We start from the raw sequence: 26,007 nt of genomic DNA on the forward strand, positions 1-26,007 counted from the left end.
CGTCGGCGCGCTCTTTCGGCGCGGTCTTCGCGTGCGCCGCGCGGTGCGCCGTGGTCACGGTCGCCTCGCACCACACCGGCGCCGTGGGCGGGTTCACCGCCGGCAGAAGACGGTGGCGGTGGACCCGTGCCCCACGGCGCCGGAGATCCGGCCGGAAGACGAGCCAGTATTGCACCGCGGTCCCGGTGCCGTCCGGCCCTGCCCGAGGGGGCCGTTCGGCCCTGCCCACCCCCCGCCACCTGCTGATTCACTGTGTCCGCGGCACGCACCGCGGACAGCACGAGGGGCGGGCGCCCGCCTCCCCGCGGTGCCCGCCCCTCGATCCGGACGACGGAGGCCGGCTGTCGCCCGACGGCACGTCAGCCGCCCGGTTCCGTGTGGCGCGCCGCCAGTCGGGCCGCTCCCGACTCGGTCGGGGAGCCGTGCAGCCGCAGCCGGGAGATGCCGCCGTCGGGGAAGATGTCGATCCGCGCGTGGGTGCCGACGGCCGGCTCCGGCAGGACGAACCGATGGTTGGTGTCGGGCTGGAGGCGGGTGCGGGGCAGGATCTCCCGCCAGTCGCCGTCCTCGCCGTCGCGCACGGAGACCGAGGCCCAGCCGGCGCTGTTCCCCTTGAGACAGGCCGTGTCGATCTCGACGGCGCGGATCCACGACTGCGCGACGAGCCGGTAGCGGATCCAGTCGTGGCCCTGGTCGCGGCGCCGCCGGGTCTCCCAGCCGTCGTCCATCGTGCGGGAACGGCCGGGCTGGATGGTGTTGGTGGCCGGGGAGTAGAAGAGGTCGGAGGCGTCCTCGACGCTGCCGCCGTTCTCCAGGGCGACGACGTCGAAGGTGCCGAGCGCCGTCAACCACGCGGGGTCCGGGGCGACTTCGCCGTACACGCGCAGGCGGGCGATGCCGCCGTCGGGGTGCTGGTTGACGCGCAGGTGGGTGAAGCGCCGCTCCAGGGAGACCGGGAACCCGTTGGCCGCGTGACCGCCGACAGGGGTGCGCGGGACCAGGGTCGTCCACTTCACGTCGTCGCCGAGCAGTTCCTCGGGCGAGGGCGAGCCGGGGACCGAGGCCGCCTCGACGGAGACGGCCTGCGGGTGGTTGCCGCGGAAGTGGGCGGTGTCCACGACGACGCCGCGGACGACGCCGGGGACGCCGAGGCGGATCAGGGCCCAGTCGTGGTCCTCGGCGGTGGGCCAGGGGTGCTCGGCGCGGTCGCCGCGCCGGCGGCGGGTCTCCCAGCCGTCCATGATCTTGCCCTTGTGCCCGAAGTGCCCGGGGTCGAACTCGGCGCGCTCGGGTACCAGCAGGTTCTCGCGCTGGGCGAAGAACTCGTCGTTGGCGGCGACGACACCGGCGCCGAGGCGGCGGTCGGCGAGGTTCGCGTACCGGGTGAAGGGGAAGTCGGCTGTGCGGTAGTCCGCGTACGGGTCGCCGCCCTGGTACGGGTTCGCGTCGCCGGTGAAAGCTGGTGTCGCCGTCACGGTGATCAGTGGTTCCTTTCGGGAGTCGGCCGGGTGGGTCTCTCCGCAGTGGCTCGCGGGCGGGGGCGGCTCACGGGCGGTCGAGCAGCGTGCCCTTCGGCGAGGTGAACTGGCCGTCGGCGTAGACGCGTTCGCCGCGCAGCCAGGTGGACTTCACGACACCGCGCAGGGCACGGCCGGCGTACGCGGTGACCCGGTTGCGGTGCTGGAGGCCGGCCGGGTCGACGGTGAAGCCCTCCTCGGGGGCGAGGACCGCGAAGTCGGCGTCGCGGCCGGGTGCGATGGCGCCCTTGCGGGCGTCGAGGCCGACGAGGGCGGCGGTGCGCGCGGACATCCACCGCACGACGTCCTCCAGGGTGTGACCGCGCCCGCGGGCCGCGGTCCACACGGCGGACAGGCTGAGCTGGAGGCCGGAGATGCCGCCCCAGGCGGTGGCGAAGTCGTCGGTCTTCAGGTCGGCCGTGGAGGGCGAGTGGTCGGTGACGACACAGTCGACGGTGCCGTCGGCGAGCGCCTCCCACAGCAGGTCCTGGTTGGCGGCCTCGCGGATGGGCGGGCAGCACTTGAACTCGCTGGCGCCGTCCGGGACCTCCTCGGCGGTGAGGGTGAGGTAGTGCGGGCAGGTCTCCACGGTGATCCGGACGCCGTCGGCGCGGGCGGCGCGGATCAGCGGCAGGGCGTCGCCGGAGGACAGGTGCAGCACGTGCACCCGGGCGTCCAGGCGCCGGGCCTGCGCGATCAGCGCGGCGATGGCGGTGGCCTCGGCGTGGCCGGGGCGCGAGGCGAGGAAGTCGGCGTAGCGGGGGCCGCCGTGCTGCGGGGCGGCGGCCAGGTGGCGCGGGTCCTCGGCGTGCACGATCAGCAGGCCGCCGAAGCCGGCGATCTCCGCGAGGGAGCGGGCGAGTTGCTCCTGTCCGAGGTGCGGGAACTCGTCCACGCCGGACGGGGACAGGAACGCCTTGAAGCCGAAGACACCGGCGTCGTGCAGGGGGCGCAGGTCCTCGACGTTGCCCGGCAGGGCACCGCCCCAGAAGCCGACGTCGACGTGCGCCTTGTCCCGCGCCACGTCCCGCTTGGTCCGCAGGTGCTCGACGGTGGTGGTGGGCGGGAGGGAGTTGAGCGGCATGTCGACCAGGGTGGTGACGCCGCCGGCGGCCGCGGCGCGGGTGGCGGTCCAGAAGCCCTCCCACTCGGTGCGGCCGGGATCGTTGACGTGCACGTGGGTGTCGACCAGACCGGGCAGCACCGCGTGGTCGCCGACGTCCTCCAGGCGCGCACCGGCCGGGACCTCGGTGTCGTACGGCAGTACGGCCGTGATCGTCCCGGCGGACACGGCGACCGCGGCGGCCCGTGTCCCCTCCGGGGTGATGACGCGCGTCGAGCGCAGCACCAGTTCAGCGTCGGACACCCGAACCCCTTTCCGTACCGCCGTCGGACGCCAGGGCGTTCGCGCCCGGAAAACGGGATGTACAGCCACGAAACGGATTTCAACGTTCTGTTGAAGGAGTCTTCACTCCCGGTTCCCCGCCGTCAAGGGGTGTCCGGACCGGCGAGGGGCAGGGGCAGTCGCGCCCCATGTTTCCATAAAGCAGAATTAGAATTCCAATAGGCAGAACGTAGCTCCGCACAAGCGGGGAGTCAACCATCCGCCGGGTAGGCTGCTGCCCTCCGTTCGCCCCGAAAGGAACGCGCCGTGCCGACGTCGAGCGCCAGCACCCCCGACCCCGCCAAGTCCTCCGGCGGCGGCGGGGTCCAGTCCCTTGAGCGCGCCTTCGACCTGCTGGAACGGATGGCGGACGCGGGCGGTGAGGTCGGCCTCAGCGAGGTGTCCGCGACCAGCGGGCTGCCGCTGCCCACCATCCACCGGCTGATGCGCACGCTGGTCGCCTGCGGCTATGTGCGCCAGCAGTCCAACCGGCGGTACGCGCTCGGCCCCCGGCTCATCCGGCTCGGCGAGTCCGCGTCCCGGCTGCTCGGCACGTGGGCGCGGCCGTACCTGGCCCGCCTGGTCGAGGAGACGGGCGAGACGGCGAACATGGCGCTGCTGGACGGCGACGAGGTCGTGTACGTGGCGCAGGTGCCGTCCAAGCACTCGATGCGGATGTTCACGGAGGTCGGCCGGCGGGTGCTGCCGCACTCCACCGGGGTGGGCAAGGCGCTGCTCTCGGCGGTGCCGGACGACGAGGTGCGGGCCCTGCTGTCCCGCACGGGGATGCCCGCGGCGACGGACAGGACCATCACCACGCCGGAGGGGTTCCTCGCGGCGCTGGAGGAGGTGCGCCGGCACGGGTACGCCATGGACGACAACGAGCAGGAGGTGGGGGTGCGCTGCCTCGCCGTCTGCGTTCCCGACTCCCCGACGGCCGCGGCGATCTCCATCTCCGGGCCGGCCGGACGGGTCACCGAGGCCGCGACGGAGAAGATCGTGCCGGTGTTGCGGCAGGTCGCCGCCGAGCTGTCGCAGGCCCTCGCGAGTTCAGGTGCCTGAGGGTTCCGCGGGCGCCTGAGAGGGCGGGTCCGGTCGCGGTTCGGCGCGTGCGGGCGCGTGGTGGCCGCTCGCACGGCTTCCCGCGCCCATGGGGTCGGCGGCCCCGAGCCCTCCCGCACGGGTTCCCCCGAACAGGTCCACCGCCTCCCTGACCTCCCGCAGGGGCCTCGCCAACGCGCTCATCGAGCCCAGCGCGCCGGCTATCAGCAGCAGCGAGCCGCGCAGGCGAGCGGTCTCCGGGACCCCGCCGGAGGCCATCGCGGCCAGCGTCGCCAGTTCGTCCTCCGCTATCACGCGATCGGGGAAGTCCGTGCGCAGGGCGGCCAGTTCGCGGCGTAAGCGGGCCACCGCCACGCGCAGCCCCGCCACTCTCGGGTCCTCGTCGCTGCCGGTCACCGGCCTCTGCCCCAAGCTCCGCAAAGCAGCCCTCCCCAGGCATGCCACGCCGTCGTGCGCGGGTCAGTAAACGCCACCGGGCCCGGCGAGCGCCACAGGGCATGCCGAAATTCAGCCCACGGAATCCTGGAAGCCGGTCCGGCGTCGGGTATGCAGGACCCATGACGGACATCCAGGACCCCGGCGCAGAGATCGCCGGCCTCGTGCTGGCCGCCGGGGGCGGCAGACGGCTCGGCGGGCGGCCCAAGGCACTGCTGGCACACCGGGGACGGCCGCTGGTCGAGCACGCGGTGGGGGTGCTGCGGACGGCCGGGGTCGGGCGGATCCATGTCGTGCTGGGCGCGGGGGCCGACCAGGTGCGCGCGCGGGCCGAGCTCGGCGGCTGCGTGCTCGTGGACAACCCGGACTGGGCCGAGGGCATGGGCTCCTCGCTGCGCGCGGGGCTCGCCTCGCTCGCCCGGACGGACGCACGGGCGGCGCTGGTCTCACTGGTCGACCAGCCGGGCATCGGACCCGAGGCGGTGGTGCGGGTACTCAAGGCGTACGGCGGCGGGAACACGCTGGTCTCGGCGGCGTACGACGGTACGCGCGGCCATCCCGTGCTGTTCGGGGCGGCCCACTGGGCGGGGATCGAGGCCGCCGCCACCGGGGACCGGGGCGCCCGCGCCTACCTGAAGGCCCATGAGGCGGAGATCCGGCTGGTGGAGTGCGCGGACGTGGCGGAGCCGTACGACATCGACACCGAGGCCGACCTGAGCCACCTCGAATGAGCGGGCGGCGCCGGGCGGGCGGGGTGACACCGGGCGCCGACTTTCCTCGGCCCGGAGCATCTCGACATCAACAAACGATTGAGGTTCCACAATGAGAAAACTAGTATCCATTATTCAGAAGCGTCCAGCCGCACCGGGGGCGCGGTCCGCCCCTTCCCTTCCGCTCGGCACGTGGTGCCACCGCTGAAGTCCGCCCGGAATCCTCAGAATCCTCCGAAGTTCGCCGAAGTCCGCTGAAGTCCGTTGAAGTCCGCTGAAGGAAGTGACAGCTCATGTCCGCACCAGCGCCGTCCCCGCTGGCCATCGTCGACGCCGAGCCCCTGCCCCGGCAGGAGGAGGTCCTCACGGATGCGGCACTCGCCTTCGTGGCGGAGCTGCACCGGCGGTTCACCCCGCGCCGTGACGCACTCCTGGCCCGCCGGGCCGAGCGCCGCGCCGAGATCGCCCGCACCTCCACGCTCGACTTCCTGCCGGAGACCGCCGCGATCCGCGCGGACGACTCCTGGAAGGTCGCCCCGGCCCCGGCCGCGCTGAACGACCGGCGCGTCGAGATCACCGGCCCCACCGACCGCAAGATGACCATCAACGCGCTCAACTCGGGCGCGAAGGTCTGGCTCGCCGACTTCGAGGACGCCTCCGCGCCCACCTGGGAGAACGTCGTCCTCGGCCAGCTCAACCTGATCGCCGCCTACACCCGGGACATCGACTTCACCGACCCCGGGTCCGGGAAGTCGTACGCGCTGCGGCCGGACGAGGAACTGGCGACCGTCGTCATGCGCCCGCGCGGCTGGCACCTGAACGAGCGGCACCTCGTGGACGCCGAGGGCCGCCAGGTCCCGGGCGCCCTCGTGGACTTCGGCCTGTACTTCTTCCACAACGCCCAGCGACTGCTGGATCTCGGCAAGGGCCCGTACTTCTATCTGCCGAAGACCGAGTCGCACCTCGAAGCCCGGCTGTGGAACGACGTGTTCGTGTTCGCCCAGGACTACGTGGGCGTCCCGCGGGGCACCATCCGCGCCACCGTGCTGATCGAGACCATCACGGCGGCGTACGAGATGGAGGAGATCCTCTACGAACTGCGCGACCACGCGTCGGGGTTGAACGCCGGCCGCTGGGACTACCTTTTCTCCATCGTCAAGAACTTCCGGGACGGCGGGCCCAGGTTCGTGCTGCCGGACCGCAACGCGGTCACGATGACCGCCCCGTTCATGCGGGCGTACACCGAACTCCTCGTGCGCACCTGCCACAAGCGCGGCGCCCACGCGATCGGCGGCATGGCGGCCTTCATCCCCTCGCGCCGGGACGCGGAGGTCAACAAGGTGGCCTTCGAGAAGGTCCGCGCCGACAAGGACCGCGAGGCGAACGACGGTTTCGACGGCTCCTGGGTCGCCCACCCCGACCTGGTGCCGATCGCCATGGAGTCCTTCGACCAGGTCCTCGGCGACAAGCCGAACCAGAAGGACCGGCTGCGCGAGGACGTGCACGTTGCGGCCGCCGACCTGATCGCCGTCGACTCGCTGGAGGCGAAGCCGACGTACGCGGGTCTGGTCAACGCCGTTCAGGTGGGCATCCGTTACATCGAGGCCTGGCTGCGCGGGCTCGGCGCGGTCGCCATCTTCAACCTGATGGAGGACGCGGCCACCGCCGAGATCTCGCGCTCCCAGATCTGGCAGTGGATCAACGCGGGCGTCGTGTTCGAGAACGGCGACCGGGCGACGCCCGAGCTGGCCCGCAAGGTGGCCGCCGAGGAACTCGCCGGAATCCGCGAGGAGATCGGCGAGGAGGCCTTCGCCGCCGGGCACTGGCAGGAGGCGCACGACCTGTTGCTGCGGGTGTCCCTCGACGAGGACTACGCCGACTTCCTGACGCTCCCGGCGTACGAGCAGCTCAGGGGCTGACACCGAAGGGCCGGCCCGGGGTGTCCGCCCCGGGCCGACCCTGGCCCGGGGCGGGCCGGCTCAGCGCAGGTGGACCGCCCCGTCGTGCTCCACCGCCGGCTTCCCGTGCAGGTCGGGGACCTCTTTGAGCCAGTCCGGGCGGCCCGCCCGGGTCCGCGCCGCGCGGGCCGCCTCCTCCGCGGCGACCTGCTCGCGGCTCGGGAAGTCGGTGGGCAGCCACTCGGCCGACAGCCGGACGCGGGCCAGGAGGTAGGCGACGTAGGCGTCCCGTACGTCGTCGGGGCGCGCGAAGCCGGCGTCCTCGGCCAGCCAGGCGTCCGGCACCTCGGCGACGATCGCGCGCAGCAGCTCCTCCGTGACGCGCGGGGCGAGTTCGGCGTCGGCGGCGCGGACGTCGGGGCCGTACTGGCCGAGGGCGTGGTGGCGGAAGTCGTACCGCTTGCCCGGGGTCGTGGTGTCCCAGCGGTGGTGGAAGACGAGGGCGGCGCCGTGGTCGATGAGCCACAGCCGCGGCGGCACGGTGCCGCGCGTGGGCCAGACCATCAGGTTGGAGCTGTGCACGGTCCGGTCGACGTTGACGGTCAGCGCGTCCAGCCAGACGACGCGGCCCGCCTCCAGCGGGTCCACCGGGAAGACGCGGGCGATCTCCGGGGTGAGGTCGCGGGCGCCCGGCAGATAGTCCATGCCGAGGTTCACCCCCGCGCTCGCGCTGTGCAGGTCGCGCACCTCCTGGTGCGGCTCGGCGTCGGCGACGGCCGGGTCGAAGTGCACCAGGACCAGCTCGGGGAACCGCAGCCCGAGCGCGCGGGCCAGCTCCCCGACGATCACCTCCGCGACCAGCGCCTTGTGCCCCTGCGCCGAAGCGGTGAACTTGACGACGTACGTGCCGAGGTCGTCGGCCTCGACGATCCCGGGGACCGAGCCGCCGGAGCGCAGGGGTTCGACATAGCGGGTCGCGGTGACCTCTCTCAGCATCTTCCGAGGCCCCACAGGTTGTCTGTCTTGCTTTGCACGGTCGGCTCCGAGGCGGTGCGTCGGCGGGGAGGCTCCCCCGGTCCGGTCGATTATGCCCCGCGCCGGCAGATCTCCCGGAGGGCTTCGGCGGTGGTGGCGGCGCGCACGGTGGGGGCGGCCGGGGCGGGCGCGGGTGGTGTGGCCGTCGCGGTGGTGGCGGCGCCGCCGGTCGTCGTGGCGGTGCGGGCCGTCGGCGCGGCGGTCGCGCGGGGGCCGACCCAGGCGGTGCGGCAGCCGGCCCGGTGGCCCGCCTCGACGTCCGTGGCGAAGTCGCCGATCATCCAGGACCGGGCGAGGTCCAGGCGCAGCTCCGTCGCCGCGCGCAGGAGCATGCCGGGCTCGGGCTTGCGGCAGGGGCAGCGCCGCGCCAGCTCCGGCACGACGCCGTCGACGTGGTGCGGACAGGTGTAGATTCCGTCCAGCTCCACGCCCACGGAGGCGAGTTCGTCCCGCAGACGGCGGTGCATCGCTTCCAGGTCCCGGTCGGTGAACAGGGCGCGGGCCAGGCCGGACTGATTGGTGACGACGACCAGGGCGGCGCCGTGCACCTCCCGCAGGGTCCGCAGCCAGGGGCCGATCCCGGGCTGGAGGACGAGGTCCGAGGGGCGGGTCGGGTAGTGCCGGGCCTCGGTGAGCGTCCCGTCGCGGTCGAGGAAGACCGCCGGCCGCGGAACGGGGCTTTCGCGGCCGGCCCGCGGCGGGCGGACGGATGTCATGGCGCGCTCCACTTCCGGCAGGAGGGACGGACGACGTGGTGGCCGGGAACCGGCGGGGCATCACGTGGCAGCCAAGGAATAACCCCTGTCCGACGGCCGTCACAAGCGAGCCAGTCGGGTATGTCAACAGGTCCGGCGCCATGTCCGCGCCGATGACGCCTCCCGCGCGCCCTCCGCCCGCCTAGCGTCGGGCCCCGGGGCACGGCCGGTCGGCGGGCGGCCGGTTCAGCGGAGGAGTCGTGTCGTGGAGATCGTGGGAAGCGGCTTCGTCGCCGGCGCCTTGCGGACCATCGCCCCGCGCCATCCCGGCGTCGTCGCGCTGGCGGCCGGGGTGTCCCGGATCCGTCCCGAGTACGCGCACCAGGATCTGGCCCGCGAGGCCGCCCTGGTGACCGAGCAGGCGCGCCGCTGCGCGTCCCGGGGCGCCACGCTCCTCTACTTCTCGACGGCTTCCGCCGCGCTGTACGGCACCCCCGGTTGTTCGGGCACGGAAGAGTGCCGGCACGCCGCGCGCACGCCGTACGGCCGGCACAAACTGGCCATGGAGCGGTTGGTGAAGCGGTCCGGCTGCCGCTGGCTGATCCTGCGGCTCGCCCATCTCGTGGGCCCGGGGCAGCGGCCCCACCAACTGGTGCCGGCCCTGGTGGCGCAGGCGCTCGGCGGGCGGGTGCGGGTCCTGCGCCCGGCGAGCCGCGATCTGCTCGACGTGGCCGACTTCGTGACGATGACGGACCTGCTGCTCGGGGCCGGGGTCGAGGGCGAGACGGTCAATGTGGCGTCCGGCCGGTCCACGGAGGTGGACGCGATCGTCGACCATGTCGCCGCGCTGACCGGGACGGATCCGGTACGGCACTACGTCGAGGAGAGCAGCAGGCACACGGTCTCGATCGAGCGGCTGCGCTGCTTGTCGTCCCGGCCCTGGACGTTCGGCGAGGACTACTACCAGGGCGTGCTGGACCGGTCCGTCGGCGACCTGCTGCGGGTGCGGGCGGCCCGCTGACCCGCAGCGGGTTCCGCGCCCTCCCCCCTGGTCAGAGCGTGTGCAGTACGGCCCCCCGCGTGTCGAAGGCGAACGGCTGCTCCCGCATGCCGTGGGCCGCCAGGACCTCGCGCACCCGAGCCTGCCCCGCGAGCGGGACGTGCAGCAGCAGGAACCCGCCGCCCCCCGCGCCGAGCAGCTTGCCGCCGGTGGCCCCGGCCGCGAGGGCGTCGTCGTAGGCCCGGTCGATCCGGGGCAGCGAGACGCGGGCGCCGAGGCCGCGTTTGAGTTCCCAGTGGCGGCCGAGCAGCCGCCCCACCTCGCCGAACCGTCCCTGGACGACGGCCTCTTTGAGGGGTGCGGTGAGGTCCTTGATCTCGTGCAGCCGCCGGGTGGTGTCCCGGTCGCCGCGCTCGGTGCCGTCGGCCTGGTCGCTGAGGACGGAGCCCGCGTCGCGGCTCGTGCCGGTGTGGAAGAGCAGGAGTTCCGCGCCGAGGCCGCGGGCGTGCTCGGCCGGCACGTCGACGTCCTCCACCTCCACGCTCCCGTCCCGGTGGAAGTGGAGCAGCCGGAAGCCGCCCAGGGCGGAGAGGTAGTGGTCCTGCCGGCCGACGGGCCGTCCGAGGCCCTCGATCTCGATGTCGCTCGCCGCCCACGCCAGCGAGCGGGCGTCCAGCGGCTCTCCGGACAGCCCGGCGACGAGGGAGACGCAGAACGCGGCCGAGCTGCCCATGCCGGTGGCCCCCGGCACGTCCCCGGAGGAGAAGAGGTCCAGCGGGGTGCCGTCCCAGTGGCGGCGCATCGCCTCCCGTGCGAACGGGTTGGCCAGTTCCTCGGCCGACTCGGCGTGCCCGCAGGAGTCCAGGCACACCCGTATCCCGGTCGCCCTGCGGGCGCGCCGGCCGACGACCGTGACGCGCAGGTCCGTGCCGGCCCCGAACACCGACCCGCCGAAGCGGGCGGCGTATCCGGGCAGGTCGGTGCCGCCGCCGGCGAGGGAGACGCGCAGCGGGGCGCTGCTCACCCACATGCCGCCGCTCGTCCCCGTGCCGGTGCCCGGCTCCGTGCGGGTCTCCACCACCGTCCCGATCCCCTCGCTCATATCCGCACCGCCGCCCCTCGCAGCGCCTCGGCCGCCCGCTCGGGCTCCGTCTCGCTGACGAACGCGCCCGCGCCCAGCTCACCCGCGGCCATCCGCTTGACCGCGCCCGAGCCCCAGTGGTCGGAGAACACCTGGGCCCGCAGATGGGCGAGTTCGCGGCCGTCGCGGGCCGGTGCCTGCACCCACACCGCCATGTAGGGCAACGGCCGGTCGGCCACCGTCTCGAAGCGCCGCAGCACCGACCGGTAGACCCCGGCGAGATCCTCGCGCTCCTCCTCGGTGAGCGCGGCGAGGTCCGGGACGTGCCGCCGTGCGTACAGGTGCACCTCGAACGGCCAGCGCGCGGCGAACGGCACGAACGCCGACCAGTGCGCCGAGCGCGTGACGATCCGGCTCCCGGCGCTCTCCTCGGTGTCCAGGACCGCGCAGAACAGGCAGTCCACCCCGCGCAGCCGGGCCTGGCGGGCCGTCTCCTGCATGCGGGCGAACCGGTCGGGGATCCACGGGTAGGCGTAGATCTGCCCGTGCGGGTGGTCGAGGCTGGCGCCGGCCTCCGCGCCGCCGTTCTCGAAGCACACCACCTGTGCCACGCCGTCGAGCCGGTTGAGTTCCCGGGTGCGGTCCGCCCATGCCTCGATCACGGTGCGCACCCGGGAGCGCGGCAGCCGGGCCAGCGGGGTGTGGTGGTCGCCGCTGTACGCGATCACCTCGCAGCGTCCGGGCGCCGGGGCGTCGGCGAGGGTCCCGAGGACCTGCGCCGGCCCGGGTCCGGCCGGACCGCCCAGCGCGGGGTACCGGTTGTCGAAGACCGCCACGTCGTAGGCGCCGCCGGGGATCTCCGCCGCCTCGTGGGGCGCGTCGGGGCACAGGGGGCAGTGCGGGCCGGTGGCGGAGCGGCGGCGACGGTGCGGGGCCATCAGGACCCACTCCCCCGTGGTCGGCTCCCGGCGCAGCGACGACACGGGGGCCGGGGCCACCGGTGCGGGCCTCGCCGGTACGTCCGCTCGGACGCGCCCGGGGCGTTCGTCGTAGTAGTGCACGCGCCGTCCGTCCCCGAGGGTGGCGCTGGTGCGGTGGACGGCGGTCGGCGGCGCGGTCTTCCGCCGGGGGCGCGGCCGCTCCCACCAGTCGCGGTTCTCCCGGTACCAGGTCACCGTCTCGGCCAGCCCCTCGGCGAAGGAACGCCGTGGCGCGTACCCCAGTTCGTTCCGGATCAGCGACCAGTCGACGCTGTAGCGGGCGTCGTGGCCCAGGCGGTCGGCCACGTGCTCCACGCTGTCCCAGTCGGCGCCGCACAGCTCCAACAGCCTCTCGGTGAGCTGCCTGTTGGTGAGTTCGAGGCCGCCGCCGACGTTGTAGACGCCGCCCGGACGTCCGCCCTCCAGGACGAGGCGGATGGCACGGCAGTGGTCCTCGACGTGCAGCCAGTCGCGCACATGGCGGCCGTCGCCGTAGAGCGGGACCTTCCGTCCGTCGAGGAGGCGGGTGATGAAGCGGGGGATCAGCTTCTCCGGGTACTGGTGGGTCCCGTAGTTGTTGGAGCAGCGGGTGATCCGCACGTCGAGGCCGTGGGTGCGGTGGTACGACAGCGCGAGCAGGTCGGCGCCCGCCTTCGACGCGGAATAAGGCGAGTTGGGGGCGAGGGGCTGCTCCTCCGTCCAGGAACCGGCGGGGATCGATCCGTACACCTCGTCGGTCGAGACGTGCACGAAGGTGCGCGGCCCGTGCCGCACCGCGGCCTGCAACAGGGTCTGCGGGCCGAGGACGTTGGTGGCGACGAAGGCGTGGCCCGCGGCGATCGAGCGGTCCACGTGCGACTCGGCGGCGAAGTGCACCACGGCGTCGTGGTCGGCCACGAGCCGGTCGGCGAGGTCCGCGTCGAGGATGTCCCCGTGGACGAACGTGAGACGCGAATCGTCCGCCACCGGGCGGAGGTTGGCCCGGTTGCCCGCGTAGGTCAGGGCGTCCAGGACCGTGACCTTGTCCGGCGGTATGTGCGTGTCGTCGTCCGGGGCCAGCAGGGAACGGACGAAGTGCGAGCCGATGAAACCGGCTCCGCCCGTGACGAGGATTCTCATGAGGTGCCCACCGGGCCTTCCTGAGGTCGGTCCTTGGGGGAGGGAGGGGTGCGGTCGACCGGCGGGCGGGGCGCCTCGGTGACACTGCTGTGGTCGCCCAGCACCAGCCGCCGCGCCCGCGCGTCGGGGCCCGGCCCCGTCACGCTCGCGTGCCGCCCGAGCAGCGAGCCCTCCACCGGGCCCGCGCCGTCGAGTCGTACCCCGTCCAGCAGGATGGAGGAGCGTACGGTGCTGCCGGTGATCCGGCAGCCGTCGGCCACCGAGGCGAACGGGCCGACGACCGAGTCCTGTACGAGGGCGCCGGCGCCGATGACGGCGGGGCCCACGAGCCGTGACCGTACGACCGAGGCGCCCTCGGCGATCCGCACGGACCCGATGACCTCGCTGTCCGCGTCCACCTCGCCGCGCACCGAGCGCCCGATGTCCTCCAGGACGGCGTTGTTGGCCTCCAGGAGGTCGTCGGGGGTGCCGGTGTCCTTCCAGTAGCCGGTGAGGAGCGAGCCGCGCACCGTCCGGCCGGAGTCGATCAGATGCTGCACGGCGTCGGTGATCTCCAGTTCGCCGCGCGCGGACGCCCCGATGGCCGCGACGGCCTCGTGCACGGCGGGCGTGAACAGGTAGGCGCCGGCCACGGCCAGGTCGCTGCGGGGCCTCGCCGGTTTCTCCGCCAGCCGTAGGACCGTGCCGTCCGGGGCGACTTCGGCGATGCCGAACGCCGTGGGGTCGGCGACCTTGGCCAGCAGCAGCCAGGCGTCGGCGAGCCGGTCGGGGCGCTCGGCGCGGTAGCGGGCCATGAGGTCCGTGACGCCGTTCGACAGGTAGTTGTCCCCGAGGTACATCAGGAAGTCCTCGTCTGCGAGCCAGTCGCGCGCCACCCGTACGGCGTGCGCGAGGCCCAGCGGCTGTTCCTGGACGAGGTAGGTGAGCCGGGCGCCGAGCCCCGAGCCGTCGCCGAGGGCGTCCCTGAGTTCGCGGGCCGCTCCCCCGACCACCACGCCGATCTCGCCGATGCCGGCGGCGGCGATCGCCTCGATGCCGTAGCGGACCACGGGCTTGTTCGCCAGCGGGATCAGCTGCTTGGGGAGGGTGTGGGTGAGGGGGCGCAGCCGGCTGCCGGTGCCGCCCGCCAGGACGAGCGCCTTCACCGGGGACCGCCGGTGAGGGCGGTGGCCACTTCGCGGGCCAGAGGTGCCGTGCTCAACCGGGCGAGGGTGACGGGCCTGCCGTCGGCGTCCGCGACGGGGAGCTGCCAGTTCGGCTGGGCGTCCGAGGTGCCGGGCAGGTTCGGGGAGCGCAGGTCGCCGACGAGGTCCGGCAGCCAGGCCGCGAGCAGCAGGGCCGGGGTGCGCGCCAAGTAGCGGTGCAGGCCGACCAGTCGGGCGGACAGGTCGTCGCCGGTGGCGCACCCGGCGCGGGCGACCTCGGCCAGCCAGGCGGCGCGCAGCTCGTCCGCCCCCTTCCGCTCCTCGGCGAGGGACCCGGGCAACAGGCCGTGCCGGTGGCGCGTCTCGACGTGGTCGCCGGTGAGCCAGGAGGCGGTGCTGGGCAGGTCGTGGGTGGTGAGGGTGGCCAGGCACGGGCGCCGCCAGCGGTGGGCGGGCACGATCGCGCCGCCCGGGTCCTCCTCGCCGAAGGGCGTGGTCTCCCGGGTGAGCCAGAGGACGGAGGTGCCGAGGACGCCCCGGCCGGCGAGTTCGTCGCGCACGCCGGACTCGACGGTGCCGAGATCCTCGCCGATCACGTACACGCCGGCCCGCAGGGCCTCCAGGGCGAGCACGCCGAGCATCGCCTCACGGTCGTAACGGACGTAGGTCCCCTCCCCGATGCCCGAGCCCTCGGGGATCCACCACAGCCGGAAGAGGCCCATGACGTGGTCGAGGCGTACGGCGCCCGCGTGCCGGAAGAGGCGGCGCAGGAGTGCGGCGTACGGCGCGTACCCGGTCCGGGCCAGCGCGTCCGGCCGCCACGGGGGTATCCGCCAGTTCTGCCCCTGGGCGCTGAACGCGTCCGGCGGGGCGCCCGCGGCGACCCCGGTCGCCAGGCAGTCCTGGAGGGCCCACGCCTCCGCGCCGCCCGGGTGCACCCCGACCGCGAGATCGTGTACGACGCCGATCGCCATCCCGGCCTCCTCGGCCGCCGCCTGGGCGTCCGCGAGCTGGCCGTCGACCAGCCAGGCGAGCCAGCGGTGGAACTCGACGTCCGCGGCCAGCCGTTCGCGCTCCTCGCGGACGGCGGGCGACGCGGGGTGGCGCAGTCCGGCGGGCCAGGTGCGCCAGTCGGGGCCATGGGCCTCGGCGAGGGCGCGCGCGGTCGCGAAGTCGGTCAGTTCCTGGCCCTCTCGGGCGGTGAAGTCCCGGTAGGAGCGCAGGCGTTCGGGGGACGGCGGTACCCGGTGGAGGAGTTCGAGGGCCACGCGTTTGAGTGCCCATACGGTGTCGCGGTCGATCAGCGCCTCGCCGTCCAGGACCCGGGCGCGCAACCGGTCGGCCCGTTCGCGCAGTCCGCGGACGGTGGCCCGGTCCGTGTCCGCCAGCGCCGCGTACTCGGGCAGGGCGTCGACCCTCAGGTGCACCGGGTCGGGGAAGTGCCGGCTGGAGGGCCAGTACGGGGAGTGGTCGGCGTGGGCGGCCGGGAGCATCGCGTGCAGGGGGTTGATCAGGGCGAAGTCGGCGCCGAGTGTCCGGCCGGACCACCGGACGAGGGTGGTCAGGTCGCCCAGGTCGCCCATGCCCCAGGAGTCGTCGGAGAGGACCGAGTACAGCTGGGCGGCGAAGCCCCAGCCCCGGCGCTCCGGTGCGGGGACGCGGTCCGGGGCGACGATCAGCGGGGCGCTCGCCCAGCCGTCGGCCGTGGCGGCGCGCAGGGTGTGGTAGCCGAGGGGGAGGTCGGCGGGCAGCTCCTGACCCGCGGGGATGTCGCGGGTGCCGCCGTCCTCCAGGTCCACGACGAGCCGGGTGCCCGCCGCCGCGTCCAGCCTGACCGGGCGGCCCGCGCGGGTGACCACACAGGGCGGCAGCGGGCGCGCGGCCTGGTCCCGCCGGTGCTCTTCGAGCGCGGTCCGGGCCTGTCCGGGGGTCGAGGCGTCGACGTCGAGGGCGGCCAGCACTCGGATGAGCGTGGTCCGGGAGACGGGTGTGACCGTGCCGTCCGCGGCGCGGTACCAGGTGTCCACCCCTTTGGCTCGGGCGAGTTCGGCGAGCGCTTCCGGTGCGGGCTCCGGCCGGTCGGTTGCTGTCACGGGAGTCTTCTCCTCTCGGTCCCGCGCGGCGCGGCGGGCTCACTCGTGGGGAGCCACGCGCGCAGGGGGCTCAGGCTCGGTGCTCCGGGAAGGGGCGGACCTCGTCCCAGACGAAGCGTCCGCGGGGCAGGGTGATCAGCAGCACCAGCGGGCGGGCGGGACGCTCGCCGCGGAGCGGGCCGGGAACGCTGCCCCGGAACGTGTCGCCGGAGCGGCGCAGCGGTCGTCCGAAGCCGTCCGCGGGGCCGTCGGCCCCGGGGACGAACAGTTCGACCCGCTCGGCGTGCGGGAAGTGGTAGGTGACCTCGGTCCGGTCCCGCAGGTTCCGGACGCGGAGCCTGCGCCGGAAGTCCGGGGCACCCGGCGCGAGTTCGCCGTCCAGTGCCTCGCAGACCCGGAACCGCGCGGCGCGGTACGCCGTGTCGAAGGCGGCCGCCGCGAGGTCCGGGCGGCCGGCGCAGGCACGCACGCACTCGCGCGGCCGGCCCCGCGCCGCGGCGGTGAGGGCGATCGGTTCGCGATGCTCCGCCCATGCCGCGTCGTCGAGGCCGTCGTACCAGCCCCGGTGGATCAGGGTCTCGGCATCGGTGGGGACGACCGTGCCGGACAGGACGCGGCGGAACCGGTCCTCGCGCAGCCGGGCGCTGGCCGCCCAGGTGAAGCTCCGCGCGGTACGGCGGGCGCGGTCGGACAACCGCGCGTAGGCACCGGCGTCGCGCCGGAACAGGTCGGCGGCCGCGCGGAGTCGCCCCGCGAGCCGGTCCCGGAGGAGGTCGTCGTCGGGCCGGAACGAGCGGGGCAGGGCGAAGCCGGTGGCGTCCGCCCGCTCGCGCCAGTCGAAGGCGTGCCCGAAGTGGCGGGTGCCGGCCTGCTCGGTGGCGATCGGCACCGCCCCGACCGCCATCGCCTCGCCCTGGGCGATCAGGAAGGTGTCCATCTCGAACTTGGACGGGAAGACACAGAAGTCGGCCGCGGCGGCGTAGGCGAACAGGGTGGACTCGTCCACCAGCTCCGTGTCCGCGCGCAGCCGGTCGTGGTACTTGTCCGCGAGTTCCGCGAGGTCGGGCGGGAGTTCCATGCCGTCGGGGCGGGCGCAGCGGATCAGGAAGTTGGCCTCCAGGCCCTCGCCGAGCACCTGGGCGAGGGCCTGGAACAGCTCCGACTGGCCCTTGTGGTCCGGGGCGTAGCGCGCGCCGTGGTAGAAGGTCGGCAGCTCGGGGTCGAGCCCGAGGCCCGTCAGGAACTCCCGGCGGTGTCCCTGCGGAACCTCGCGGCGCAGCCAGCTGTCGGAGATGCCGCAGCCGCCGACGAACAGCTTGTCCGCGTCCCGCCGGAGCACCCGGGAGACCGTCAGCCGCCCGAACCGCTCCTCGAACGGGGTGTCCGCGAAGGTGGTGCAGTGGTCGAGCTGACCCGGCGACAGGAAGTCGACGGCCGCCGCGTGCGCGAAGGCGAGGGAGTGGCAGCCGACGTCGCCGGGGCGTTCGGGCGGGTCCAGCAGGGTGGAGGGCAGGTAGCGGCGCAGGACCTCGTGCAGCGCGCCGGGTTCCTCGGGCGGGTCCGCGTACCCGTCGAGGTCGGTCCGCGCGCCGAGGAAGGTCAGCAGCTCCTCCAGCTGGGGGCGGTGGACCTTGAGATTGATCGGTACGTTGGTGGCGACCGTGCTCACCACCGGGATGCCCGGCGCGGCGCGCAGGGCGGCGGGCAGCAGGTAGTGCTGGTGGGGCTCGTACGCCTGGACGAGGTCGGCGTTCGCCAGCGCCCGCCGGATGAACCTGACTCCCGCGACCTGGAACACCTGCTCCTTGAAGTACGCGAGGTCCCGCCCCTCCATTCCGGCCTCCGGCACGAACGTGCGCTCCAGCAGGTCGAGTTGGCTGTTGGAGAGGAAGTAGAGGTCCACCCCCTGGCGTCGCACGTGCAGCGCCGTGGTGCGCAGGGGGAGGTCGGCGCGGGCCGGGAATCCGGGCCAGCGGGACGCGTCGAGGAGCAGCGGCATCCGGAACTCGTCCAGGAATCCGGTGCTCTTGGCTCCGTAGCGTTCGCACAGATAGCCGCCGCGGCCGTGGGCCGGGGTGACGATCGAGACGGTGTGGCCGCGTGCCGCCAGTCCGGTGGCGGTGTTCCACACCAGGGTGGCCGTACCGCTCCGCATCAGTCGCGGATCGAAGGCCCCGCACTCGAAGGCGAAGGTCACCACATGCATCGTCTACGCAGCCTCACGTGTCCTGGTGATCCGGGACCGCGGGCCGTCAGGCACCGCGGCCGGCGGGGCCCTCACATTCTGGGGCGCGGCGCCGCCGATGTAGACCTCCCCTTTGGAGCATGCCTGACCAGGGCGCCGGGAGCGCGATCAACGAGCCTTGTCGGCCCCAGGCGGGGGCGGGCACGATGACCGGCAGGGCATCGCGCCCGCCCCCGGTGCGGTCCCGCGCGTCCCTAGAGGTCACCCACGGCGTCCGAGGGCGTGGGAGAAGGCGGGCCCAGAAGACCGGATTTGATTCCGGTGATCACGGCCGACGTTCTGTTGGAGGCGCCCAGTTTGAGCAGAATGGAGCCGACCAGTCGCTTCGCTCCGTGCACGGATATGCCGAGGCATCGGGCGATCTGCTTGTTGCTCATGCCGTCGGCGAGCAGTGCGAAGGCCTGGTTCTCACGGGAAGTCAGCGGAATGACGCCCTGGGTGGCGGCTGTTCCGCGGCTGCGTCCGCCGGTCAGCAGGCGTTTGGCGAGCGACGCCGGAATCGGCATTTCTCCCGCGATCACCCGCTTCAACGCGTCGTCGAGCGTCTGCGCCGACAGTTCCTTGAGCGAGAGGAATCCGTCCACCGGCAGTGTGGAGAGATCCCCGTTCCACCATTCGTACAGATCGTCACCCAGTACCAGGGTCGGGGGCAGGCCCGGGACCTCCTTGCAGCCGTCCAGCAGCGCCCACTGCTCCGCGGCCACGATCAGCACGTCGGCGGGCCCGATCCGCTCCGGCAGGTCGTCGACCGCCGGTACGACGATCCGCACCGCGCCGACCGCCGGAACTCTTCTCAGCAAAGCGTCGAGTCCCGCGCAGACGACTTCGCTCCCGACAAGAAGGGCCACATCGAGAGTCGCTCCGGGTCCTTCCTCCGCGGCGATTCCCGTCTCGGCGACCACCATGTCCCTGCCCCCTGTTCCGATGTCCCGCCGTCCCTGAACGGCACGCTTTCGGCGGTCCCCGAGTCAAGCATCGAGGTGATCTAGATGCAAGACCTTGCAGAAAATTGCAGTAGGCCCCCGGAAATACCGGGAATGAGTCCGTGAACCATTGGCGTCAGACCGAATCCGGGCGCTCGCGTGATATCCCTCACACGGAAATCGGCCACTAGGGATGCCGGATAGTAGGCTGCCCGCCGATGACATATGGGATTTGTCCGTCTTGGTGAGGGCGCGGATCGCACCGGGAGTGACCGCCTTCGCCGCGCGCGACATCCGCCCCTACTCCCCCGCACCCCCGTCCTCCTGACGGTGCGCCGAACAATTGCAAACGTCGCGTTCGCGAAGTCGGCATCTCCGGGCGTGTCTGGCAAGAGCCCCGCAGTGCTACGAGGCTGCCTAGTAGCGGGGTCCTTTGCGGTCCTCGGGAACCCGTGCGAAGACTGGGCGCTCGGCGATCACCGAGCGAGGTTCACACATGGGCAAGCACCGCAAGACGCAGCACTTCCGGCGCGTGGTCATCGGCGCGGTCGCGGCCGGCGCCGTGGGCGTGCCGTCCGTCGCACTGGCCTGCACCGACTGGCCGTCCGGCACGACGGACCAGGGCACCCCCGCCACCGTAGCGGCCACACTCGCGTGGACGGGCACGCCCACGCCCACGGGCGCGCCGCTGGGGACGGCCGTACCCCGGCAGGCGGGCACACCGCAGGGGATACCCCGGCAGCCGGCCCTACCGCAGGAGACGCTCCGGCATCGGGCGCACCACCCGCACCCCCGCCACCTCCACAAGGCCCACGCCGCCGGCGCACCGCGCACCGCGCCGTCCGCGCCCCAGGCGGCCACCACCCCGAGCAGCGCGCGTCCGACCGCGGCCGCCCGGCCCGGGACGACCGCGGCCCCGGCGCCCGCCCCCACCGCGTCGAGCACCCCGGCCACGGCGGCCACCGCCGCGTCCGGCGTCACCGCGCAGATCGTGCAGCTCGTCAACGCCGAGCGCGCGAAGGCCGGTTGCCGGCCGCTCACCCTCGACGCGAAGCTGACCGCGGCCGCGCAGGAGCACAGCGCGGACATGGCGGCGCACCAGAACATGTCGCACACCGGCTCCGACGGCTCGGACCCCGGCACCCGGATCACGCGGGCGGGGTACACCTGGAGCGCGTACGGCGAGAACGTCGCGTACGGCTACTCGACCGCCGCCGAGGTCATGGCGGGCTGGATGTCCAGCCCCGGTCACCGGGCGAACATCCTCGACTGCGGCTTCCAGCAGATCGGCGTCGGGCTCGCGCAGCCCGGCAGCTACTGGACACAGGACTTCGGCACGGCCCGGTAGGCCCGACGCCGGACGGTACGCGGAGCCGTCGGCCGGCCGTTCGCCCGGCCGCGCGGCGCCCGGTGGGAGGGTTCAGGCCGCGAGCGGGTTGGGCAGCGGCAGGTACCGCGCGTCCGCCCCGTCCGCGCCCGTCCACCGCAGCAGCAGGTTCGTCTTGCCCGGCAGGGTCGGCGAGGCGAGCAGGGCGGGGATCTCGGGCAGGTCGTGCCGGGCCAGTGACCGGCGGACGGCCGGCCAGGGGTCGTACCCGGGATGCCGTTCGGCCAGGGCGCCGGCGATCTCCATGAGGTGGTTGACGACCAGGCAGTACACCAGCCGCTCCCAGCCCGCCGCGCGCGGCACGTCCGCGAGCAGCTTGACGCCCTCGGCGTCCCGGAACAGCGCCTGCACCGGCGTACCGGCCGCGTCCACGGCGACCAGGGTGTTCTGCAGATGTGCCTCCAGCACGACCCCGTGCGCGTCGAACGCGGTCAGCGCGGGCGGCACGACCTGCCCCAGATACGCCTCCCACCAGGCGTCCGGGTCGGCCGCGGCGGGCAGCGGGCTGCCGTCGAAGCCCTCGGCCAGCCCCGCCGCGAGCAGCGGCACGGCGCCCGGCACGAGGTGCGCGCGCAGTCCGTCGCGGACCACCACGGCCAGTTCCTCGTACGCGAAGGACGCCGTACGGTGGCCCCGGTCGGCGAGCCACGCGGCGGACGGCCCCAGCGCGGCGAAGGCGCGCCCGGTGGCGGTGTCGGTGCGGCGCAGCCGGCGCAGGTCGTGGCGCCAGAGCCGGCGGATGTCGTTGGTGATGCGCACGTCCAGGCTGAACTTCAGGAACAGGTCGCGCCGCGGCTCGTACACCGTGCGGACCGCGGCCGTCGGCCAGGTGTCGAACCCGGTCGGGCCGAGCCGGAGAAGGCGGCCGTCGGCGAAGGCGGGGGCGAGGGTGTCGGCGACCAGGTCGAGCTGCCAGGGATGGGCGGGCAGCAGCCGGTAGCCGGGCGGCGCGCTGCCCAGCGCGTCCAGGGCACGGGTGTCGCCCTCCTCGGCCACCTGGTCCTCGCGCACGCCGAGCAGCACGAGCGGGAAGCGGGCGTGCGCCTCGGGGGCGTACGGCAGCCAGGACGCGACCGGTCCGCCGCCGCGGGCCTTGGGCGCCGGGTGGTGGGGGTGGCCGGTGATCAACGACTGCTCGGAGCGCAGATAGGGGTCCGCGGGCGGGGTCGTGCGGGCGCGGGCGGCGAGCAGCGCGGCGACGGCGTCCCTGCTGTCGATCATCTCGGCGGGCAGGTCGCCGCCGGGCAGCCCGGTGTGCCGGCGCAGTTCCTCGGCGACCAGTTTGACCAGTTCGGGGTGGCCGATCCGGTGCCAGGCGCCGGCCGCGTACACCTCGGGGTCGGCGGGGCGGCGGCCGAGGCGCACGCGCAGCAGCCGCCCGGTGCCGGGCAGCCGGTGGGCCGGCCTCTCCCCGGGGGCGCCGGGAGCCGGCTCGGCCACCTCCCGGAGCAGGCAGTTGAGCAGGGGGGCGGCCGCATAGGCGTCGGCGCGCCGGCCGACGGGGTCTGCGGGAGGCTTGAGGTCCACGCGGTCCATTCGTTCTTCGGTGGCGTTCTTCGCAAGGGGCCAGGAAGCGATCAGTATGGCGCCGTATCCGACCATGGTGCTGTCTTCCGTACCCGTCCATCGTGCCCCGTACCGGCCGCGACCGAGGAGCCGACCGTGTCCCACTCCCCCACCGCCGAGGCCGAGGTCGCCGCGGAGCTGAAGGCCGTACGACCCGCTCTGCTGCCCCGTTACCACGCGGAGCTGCCCGGTGCCCGCGCCGCCGTGCTGACCCGGCTGTGGCGGGGGCTCGCGCACGAGCCGCTGCCGTGGGTCGCGGGCCGGGAGCGGGGGTCGTACGGCCTGACGCTCCGGCTGGCCGACGGACGCGCGCTGCACGGCCCGCACGCGGACCCGTACGCCACGAGCGCTTACGTCACCGCCGTACGCCTGGGCCGGGAACGGTACGACGATCCGGCCCGGCTGATGGCGTCCCTCGCGGCCGGTGCCGGCCCAGGGCCGGGGGCCGGGGGGTTCGCGGCGGAGCTGGGGCACAGCGTGGCGTCCCTGGCGCTGTCCCGGGCAGCCGTTGATCAACCGAAGGAGTGGCCGGTGGGGATCCCCCCGGCAGAAGGGCGGGGGGAGGACTGGGAGTGGGAGCAGCGGGTGGTCGACGGGCACCCGTTCCACCCCAACTGCCGTTCCCGGCCGGGGTTCTCGGTGGCGGACCAGCTGGCGTACGCGCCCGAGCACCGGCCCGTGGTACGGCTCGGGACGCTGCCCGTACCGGCCGCGGAGTGCCTGGTGACCGGCGTCTGGCCGGAGGAACTGCGCGACGGGGAGAGGCTGTCGGTGCCGGTGCACCCGTGGCAGGCGGCACATGTGCTGAAGCGGTCCTGCGACGACTGGCGCGCGGCCCGTCCGCTGATGTCGCTGCGGACGCTGGCCCTGCCCGGGGGGCCGCACGTGAAGACGGCGTTGAGCGCACGGCTGACGTCCTCGGTGCGGGACATCTCGCCGTACTCGGTGGAGGCGGCGGCGGTCCTGTCCGACTTCGCGGCGGAACTCGCCGGCCGCACCGACGGGTTGCTGCACATCACCCGCACCCTGGGAGCGGTCACCGCCCGGGGGCCCGAACTGGCCGCGCTGCTGCGGGAGTCGCCCGAGGCGTACGCGGGTCCGGGCGAGCAGGTCCTCCCGGTGGCCGCGCTCGCCACCACCCGGCTGCCCCGGGACCCCGGCTGGCTCGCCGCGTTCACGCGGCTGGCGCTCACGGTGGGGCTGCGGCTGCTCGACCTCGGGGTGGCCCTGGAGGCGCACGGTCAGAACCTCCTGGTGGTGCTCGCGGCCGACGGCGGCCCGCGACGGCTGGTCTACCGCGACCTGGCCGACATCCGGATCAGTCCCACCCGGCTCGCCCGGCACGGGATCGCGCCGCCCGCGCTCACCGGACGGCTGGTCACGGACGACGAAACCGCCCTGCGCCGCAAGCTGTTCGGCTCCCTGGTGGCGGGCGCGCTGGCCGCGACGGCGGGCTCCGGGCCCGTGCTCGGGGCGGCGCTGGGAGCGGTCGTACCGGAGTTGCCGGACACCTCCGATCTCCCGGCGCTGCGCCGAGGCCCGGTGCCCGCGAAGGCGCTGACGCTGATGCGGCTGTCACCCGGGACGCCGGGCGACCAGTGGACGGACCTGCCCCACCCGCTCGTTTTGGAGCCCGGCACGGTTGATCAATAGGATCCGTCGATGATCAGAAGACAACGGCTGGCGGCCGGGGTGTGCGCTCTGCTCGCCGCACTGACGGCCGGGCTCGCGTTCCCGACCGCGGCGGCCGCCGACGAGACGGAGCAGTCCGCTCCGAAGGTCGAACTGGTGCTGGACGTCAGCGGATCCATGCGGACCCGGGACATCGACGGCGGCACCCGGATGGCGGCGGCGAAGCAGGCCTTCGACGACGTGCTCGACGCGACGCCGCAGGACGTGGACCTGGGCATCCGCACGCTCGGCGCCAACTACCACGGGAACGACCGGCAGGAGGGCTGCAAGGACACCGCGCAGCTGTACCCGGTCGGCCCGCTGGACCGGACCGACGCGAAGACGGCGGTGGCGACGCTCCAGCCGACCGGCTGGACGCCGATCGGGCCCGCGCTGCTGAAGGCGGCGGGCGATCTCGACGGTGGCTCCGGCACCCGCCGTATCGTGCTGATCAGCGACGGCGAGGACACCTGCCAGCCGCTGGACCCGTGCGAGGTGGCCCGCGAGATAGCCGCCAAGGGCATCGGGCTGACCATCGACACGCTCGGCCTGGTGCCGGACGCCAAGACCCGCGACCAGCTCAGCTGCATCGCGGACGCGACCGGCGGCACCTACACCTCCGTGCAGCACAAGGAGCAGCTGACCGACCGCGTCGGGCAGTTGGTGCACCGGGCGGCCGATCCGGTGGTGACGCCGGTGGCCGTCTCGGGCGCGGCGCAGTGCGAGAAGGCGCCGACGCTGAAGTCGGGTCTGTACACCGACCGGGCGGAGTTCGGGCAGCAGCGCTGGTACAAGGTCGACGTCGACCCGGGCCAGGAGCTGCGGGCCTCGGTGAGCGTGGCGGACGACCGGGCGGTGAACCCCTCGTACGGACTGCTGGTGCGGGCGGTGACCTTCAAGGGGCGCGAGATCGTCCGCGGTGAGGCGGCCGGCACCGGGCGCACCGATGTGATCTCCACCGGGCTGCGCTACCCGAAGCCGCCGAGCGACGACGACAACGCCCCGGGGGAGACCGTGTGCCTGGAGGTCGCGCACTCCTTCTCGGCGCCCGCGGGCGTGAAGAGCACGCCCGGTCTGCCGCTGGAGCTGACCGTGGACGTGGTGAAGGGTCCCGACCAGGCGCACGACGTGGCCGCGTTCGGGCTCGGGCGCGGCTGGTGGCTGCTGGGCACGCTGGTGCTCGTCGGCTTCGTCGCGGGTGTGCTGTGGGGCTGGCTGTCGCGCTGGCGGATCGCGGTCTGGAGGACGAACTGATGCGGGCGATACGGGTATGGGGCGCGGCGCTGCTCGTGCTCGGGCTGGCCGCGGGGCCGGCCGCCGCGGACTCCTCGCCGTCCCCCGGTGCCTCCGACGGCACCGGCTCCTCGGCGCCCACGCAGGCGGGCACGTCCTTCCGTACGGCGACGGAGATCCAGCAGGGGCAGCAGGCGACGGCGTCCGGGTCCACGGGTGACTACCTGTACTGGTCGTTCCCGGCGGACACGGGTCAGCGCCCGACGGTCGAGGCGTCGGTGACGCTGCCGCGGACGCACGGGACGCAGACCTGGCAGCTCGACGTGTACGACGGCCTGCGGCGCCGGCAGTCCTGCCAGTACGGCTCCGCCACGCGCACCGCCGACCAGGGCGCGTCCTCGGTCGAGTTGGCGTGCGTGATGCGCACCGTCCGCGGGTGGGCGGAGCCGTGGGCCAACGATCCGCTGCCCGGCACGTACTACGTCCGGCTGACGGTCGTGGACCTCGCCGCGGCGGATCTCGGTCAGCCGGTGAACGCCGAGGTCCGGGTGGACTCCAAGGACATCGGCGGCCCCGCCGCCGTCGACGGTTCCCTGGGCAAGCCGCTCGTCCCCGGCATCGCCGTCGGCTCCGCCGCCCAGGGCGACGACTCCAAGACCGCCGTCCTCTCCAGTTTCGGCTCCCGCGACGGCTGGTCCTCCGGCTGGTGGTCCGACCGCTGGGTGTGGACCGGCATCGGCGCGGTGCTCGCGGCACTGGCCGGGATCGGGGGGTACGCGCTGACCCGGGGGTCCGGTCGACCGCCGGGCGTGTGACTCCGCCGTAGCG

At 74.0% G+C, this 26,007-nt stretch carries 19 protein-coding genes and 2 pseudogenes; 8 read left to right on the forward strand and 13 right to left on the reverse strand.

Annotation, left to right across the window (positions count from 1 at the left end):
• Positions 1-359 precede the first annotated feature (359 nt).
• Together alc and allB are read right to left on the reverse strand one after the other, a co-directional pair.
• Positions 360-1,475, reverse strand: coding sequence for an allantoicase (alc, locus tag QSK45_RS02260; RefSeq protein ID WP_285552647.1), 1,116 nt, complete (start codon positions 1,473-1,475; stop codon positions 360-362).
• Between the two features lie 70 nt (positions 1,476-1,545).
• Positions 1,546-2,883, reverse strand: a complete 1,338-nt coding sequence (gene allB / locus QSK45_RS02265; protein WP_285552649.1) for an allantoinase AllB — start codon at positions 2,881-2,883, stop codon at positions 1,546-1,548.
• Positions 2,884-3,168: 285 nt separating this feature from the next.
• Here allB and QSK45_RS02270 point away from each other — a divergent pair, with 285 nt between their 5' ends.
• Positions 3,169-3,963 (forward strand): IclR family transcriptional regulator, encoded by a 795-nt coding sequence (locus QSK45_RS02270; RefSeq protein ID WP_285552651.1) that lies wholly within the window; start codon positions 3,169-3,171, stop codon positions 3,961-3,963.
• A 126-nt stretch (positions 3,964-4,089) separates the two neighbouring features.
• On the opposite strand, the pseudogene QSK45_RS02275 reads toward QSK45_RS02270, so the two are convergent.
• Positions 4,090-4,374, reverse strand: a pseudogene (locus QSK45_RS02275) (DUF5955 family protein); the annotation flags it as partial.
• 146 nt (positions 4,375-4,520) lie between these two features.
• Here QSK45_RS02275 and QSK45_RS02280 point away from each other — a divergent pair.
• Positions 4,521-5,129, forward strand: coding sequence for a nucleotidyltransferase family protein (locus tag QSK45_RS02280; RefSeq protein WP_285552653.1), 609 nt, complete (start codon positions 4,521-4,523; stop codon positions 5,127-5,129).
• Positions 5,130-5,401: 272 nt separating this feature from the next.
• Positions 5,402-7,027: a malate synthase A gene (gene aceB, locus QSK45_RS02285; protein ID WP_285552655.1), complete on the forward strand. Its 1,626-nt coding sequence runs from the start codon at positions 5,402-5,404 to the stop codon at positions 7,025-7,027.
• A gap of 60 nt (positions 7,028-7,087) precedes the next feature.
• Here the strand turns inward: aceB and QSK45_RS02290 are convergent, their stop codons facing one another.
• Both QSK45_RS02290 and QSK45_RS02295 read right to left on the reverse strand, forming a co-directional pair.
• Positions 7,088-8,002, reverse strand: a complete 915-nt coding sequence (locus tag QSK45_RS02290) for a HipA family kinase (protein ID WP_285552657.1) — start codon at positions 8,000-8,002, stop codon at positions 7,088-7,090.
• An 89-nt stretch (positions 8,003-8,091) separates the two neighbouring features.
• Positions 8,092-8,757, reverse strand: coding sequence for a D-glycero-alpha-D-manno-heptose-1,7-bisphosphate 7-phosphatase (locus QSK45_RS02295; RefSeq protein WP_285552659.1), 666 nt, complete (start codon positions 8,755-8,757; stop codon positions 8,092-8,094).
• Positions 8,758-9,001: 244 nt separating this feature from the next.
• On the opposite strand from QSK45_RS02295, the gene QSK45_RS02300 reads away from it, so the two are divergent.
• The gene (locus QSK45_RS02300) at positions 9,002-9,757 is read left to right on the forward strand and encodes an NAD-dependent epimerase/dehydratase family protein (protein WP_285552661.1); all 756 of its coding nucleotides are present in this window, start codon (positions 9,002-9,004) and stop codon (positions 9,755-9,757) included.
• A 31-nt stretch (positions 9,758-9,788) separates the two neighbouring features.
• On the opposite strand, the gene QSK45_RS02305 is transcribed toward QSK45_RS02300, so the two are convergent.
• From QSK45_RS02305 to QSK45_RS02335, 7 genes and pseudogenes are all read right to left on the reverse strand, one after another.
• Positions 9,789-10,838 carry a GHMP family kinase ATP-binding protein gene (locus QSK45_RS02305; RefSeq protein WP_285552663.1) on the reverse strand — a complete coding sequence of 350 codons (1,050 nt, stop codon included), beginning with the start codon at positions 10,836-10,838 and terminating at the stop codon, positions 9,789-9,791.
• The gene (gene galT / locus QSK45_RS02310; protein WP_285553378.1) at positions 10,835-11,878 is read right to left on the reverse strand and encodes a galactose-1-phosphate uridylyltransferase; all 1,044 of its coding nucleotides are present in this window, start codon (positions 11,876-11,878) and stop codon (positions 10,835-10,837) included. The genes QSK45_RS02305 and galT overlap by 4 nt, the downstream gene beginning before the upstream one ends.
• 63 nt (positions 11,879-11,941) lie before the next feature.
• Positions 11,942-12,916, reverse strand: a pseudogene (gene rfbB, locus QSK45_RS02315) (dTDP-glucose 4,6-dehydratase); the annotation flags it as partial.
• The gene (locus QSK45_RS02320) at positions 12,913-14,061 is read right to left on the reverse strand and encodes a glucose-1-phosphate thymidylyltransferase (RefSeq protein WP_285552665.1); all 1,149 of its coding nucleotides are present in this window, start codon (positions 14,059-14,061) and stop codon (positions 12,913-12,915) included. The gene QSK45_RS02320 and the pseudogene rfbB, both read right to left, overlap by 4 nt.
• Complete coding sequence (gene malQ / locus QSK45_RS02325) at positions 14,058-16,154, reverse strand: 4-alpha-glucanotransferase (protein WP_285552666.1); 2,097 nt, start codon at positions 16,152-16,154, stop codon at positions 14,058-14,060. Before malQ ends, QSK45_RS02320 begins: the two co-directional genes overlap by 4 nt.
• A gap of 70 nt (positions 16,155-16,224) precedes the next feature.
• Entirely contained in the window at positions 16,225-18,351 is a 2,127-nt protein-coding gene (locus QSK45_RS02330; protein WP_285552667.1) for a glycosyltransferase, read from the reverse strand.
• A 242-nt stretch (positions 18,352-18,593) separates the two neighbouring features.
• Positions 18,594-19,304 carry a LuxR C-terminal-related transcriptional regulator gene (locus QSK45_RS02335; protein ID WP_285552669.1) on the reverse strand — a complete coding sequence of 237 codons (711 nt, stop codon included), beginning with the start codon at positions 19,302-19,304 and terminating at the stop codon, positions 18,594-18,596.
• Positions 19,305-19,818: 514 nt separating this feature from the next.
• On the opposite strand from QSK45_RS02335, the gene QSK45_RS02340 reads away from it, so the two are divergent.
• Entirely contained in the window at positions 19,819-20,670 is an 852-nt protein-coding gene (locus tag QSK45_RS02340; protein WP_285552671.1) for a CAP domain-containing protein, read from the forward strand.
• A gap of 72 nt (positions 20,671-20,742) precedes the next feature.
• Here QSK45_RS02340 and QSK45_RS02345 read toward each other — a convergent pair whose 3' ends face one another.
• Positions 20,743-22,245, reverse strand: a complete 1,503-nt coding sequence (locus QSK45_RS02345; protein WP_285552673.1) for an IucA/IucC family protein — start codon at positions 22,243-22,245, stop codon at positions 20,743-20,745.
• A gap of 126 nt (positions 22,246-22,371) precedes the next feature.
• On the opposite strand from QSK45_RS02345, the gene QSK45_RS02350 reads away from it, so the two are divergent.
• The 3 genes from QSK45_RS02350 to QSK45_RS02360 are packed head-to-tail and all read left to right on the forward strand — an operon-like array spanning position 22,372 to position 25,994.
• Positions 22,372-23,928, forward strand: coding sequence for an IucA/IucC family siderophore biosynthesis protein (locus QSK45_RS02350; protein WP_285552675.1), 1,557 nt, complete (start codon positions 22,372-22,374; stop codon positions 23,926-23,928).
• Between the two features lie 9 nt (positions 23,929-23,937).
• Positions 23,938-25,200, forward strand: a complete 1,263-nt coding sequence (locus QSK45_RS02355; protein WP_285552677.1) for a VWA domain-containing protein — start codon at positions 23,938-23,940, stop codon at positions 25,198-25,200.
• A complete protein-coding gene (locus QSK45_RS02360) occupies positions 25,200-25,994 on the forward strand; it encodes a hypothetical protein (protein WP_285552679.1) in 795 nt (264 codons plus the stop codon). Before QSK45_RS02355 ends, QSK45_RS02360 begins: the two co-directional genes overlap by 1 nt.
• Positions 25,995-26,007: the final 13 nt, after the last annotated feature.

It is taken from the genome of Streptomyces hygroscopicus subsp. hygroscopicus (assembly GCF_030269125.1).
GTDB lineage: Bacteria > Actinomycetota > Actinomycetes > Streptomycetales > Streptomycetaceae > Streptomyces > Streptomyces hygroscopicus_C.